The organism is Actinomadura rifamycini DSM 43936 (genome assembly GCF_000425065.1).
GTDB lineage: Bacteria > Actinomycetota > Actinomycetes > Streptosporangiales > Streptosporangiaceae > Spirillospora > Spirillospora rifamycini.
Map to the genome: position 1 here is coordinate 1 of NZ_AULB01000072.1, position 2,186 is coordinate 2,186.

1 protein-coding gene is annotated in these 2,186 nt (G+C 69.3%); it reads right to left on the reverse strand.

The window, feature by feature from the left end; translation table 11 throughout:
* The coding region (locus H505_RS0133330; protein WP_026405401.1) for a hypothetical protein at positions 1–1,853 on the reverse strand (1,853 nt) is incomplete at its 3' end.
* Between the last annotated feature and the right edge of the window lie 333 nt (positions 1,854–2,186).

Consider the following 2,186-nt stretch of genomic DNA (forward strand, 5'->3'; position numbering starts at 1 on the left):
GAGTTGACGCTCAGGTGGCCCTCGTCACCGAAGAACCACGCCGTCCAGTAGCCGTCCTCCTCGGCCGCGAACGCCTTCTCGAACCGCCCGTCCGCACCCGTCTGGACGACCGCCATGTGCTTCCACTCGGTCGCACCGGCGGGCAGGAAGTAGACGTAGACCGGCTTGCCCGGCGCGGGCTCGGCCGCGCCGCCGCCGATCGTCCGCGTGAGCAGCCCCTTCACCGTGATCGGCTCACCGGCGTCCACAGGCGTCGGGGACGCGCCGAACTCGGCGAACTCCGTCGTGTACTGCCCCGGGACGTCCACATGCGCGATGGGCGCGTTCGACCGGGTGTACTCGTCGTCGCCCCAGAACGCCGCCGTCCAGTAGCCGTCCTGGTACGACGTGAACTGCTTCGAGAACGTCCCGGTCCCGGCGCTGGACGCGGTCGTCCCCTGCAGCTCCCAGGTCGACGAGCCCTCGGCCATGAAGTAGATGTGGATGGGCAGTTCCCGGCCCAGCCCCGACCCGTCCTGGCGCAGCAGCGTGCCCTTGACCGTCACCGTCGCGCCCGGACCGACCTCCGCCTTGTAGTCGTCCAGCAGCGTCCCGAACCGGACCTTGACCTGGCGGACGTCGCTCGACGCCGTCGCCGTGCCGTCCGCGCTCTCGTACCAGACGCGCCAGTAGCCGTCCTGGGTCGTCTCGGTGCTCTGGAGGTCGAACCGGCCGTCCGCGGTCGTCCGGGCGTTCTGCATCTTCTGCCAGTTCTGGCCGTCGGGCGAGAACAGCAGCCACACCGTCGCGTCCGCGATCGGGGTACCGGCGTCCGCGAGCAGCCCCGTAGCCCGGACCGGCTGCTCATAGTCGACCGGGGACGGGGTGATCTCCACCTCGGAGAACTGCGGGTCGCCCTCGACCGTGATCTGGCCGGGCGCGGCCGTACCGCTCCAGACGATGTCCCTCTCATCGCTCTGCACCGTCAGGGGGCCGGACTTCTCGGCCGTGAACGTCAGCCGGTACGTCCCGTCCGGCTTGGTGTAGGTTTCGCCCACCCCTTCCTTCTCGGACGAGGTGACGTACGCGGCGATCCACACGTTGGCCACGGGGACGAGCCCGTTCGCGCCGTTCCGCTGCAGGCGACCCTCGACGGTGACCTCGTCACCGGCCTTGACGGGCTGCGGCGTCACGATCTCCGCCGACAGCTCCACCGTCTGCCGGGTGATCTCGGGAGACGGCGCGAAGTCGCCGGCCTCGCACCACTGGTCGTACCAGTCCCAGGATGCCTGCGCCTGAAGCGAAGTCCAGTGCGTGTACAGGTGGGTGAAGGAGAAGGAGCCGTCCTCCCCGGTCCGAACCGGGGACGAGGTGTTCCAGACGGGGATGTCCGCAGCGGGTTCCGGCGCCGCGTCCCGGGTCTTCTGCACGAGGACGCGGCCCGCGATCGTCAGCGGGGTGTCCGCGTCGATCGCCGCGGGCGAGCTGGTGAGATCGACCATCGACAACTGGAAGCAGTTGTCGATGTAGTGCCCGTTGGGATCCCGCGTGACCCCGTCCGCCGTCGTGAGCTCCGCGAGGAATCCGGTCGCCCCTGGGTGGGCCTCGATGTCGGTCTGGTACTCGCCCTGCCAAGTACCGTCGGTCGCCGAGCCGTCAGTGAGGGCGAGGGGCACGGTCGCGATGGGCGTCCACGCTCCCCCCTCCTCCGTCTGGCGCACGACGATCGCCTTCGCCTCGGTGATCTCGGTCTCGTACTTGGCCTCGACGCTGACCGTGGCGACGCGGTCGGCGGAGAGCCGGTCGAACGCCACGGACACGTTCACGTCCGTGACGTCGGCTCGGGCTGTCGCGGGGACGAGGAACGTCGTCACCGCGACGATCAGGGCCGTCAGGACGGCCAGTGGTCGTGTTCGGCGCAAAGGGGGTGCCTCTCCACGAGATGGATGGTCTCGCGGTGAGGACGCCCGGTAAACGATCTTGGTTGGCCGCGAAAACGACCACATTGGGCGCATGCGTTCGTTTGGCCGGTGCCGGTCAGTCGGCCGGGCTCCGCAGACGTATCGCCCCTACGGAACCCGGCCGACGCCGTTACCTGACGTCCACGTGCTCGCTTCCGGAGTTGACGCTCAGGTGGCCCTCGTCACCGAAGAACCACGCCGTCCAGTAGCCGTCCTCCTCGGCCGCGAACGCCTTCTCGAACCGCC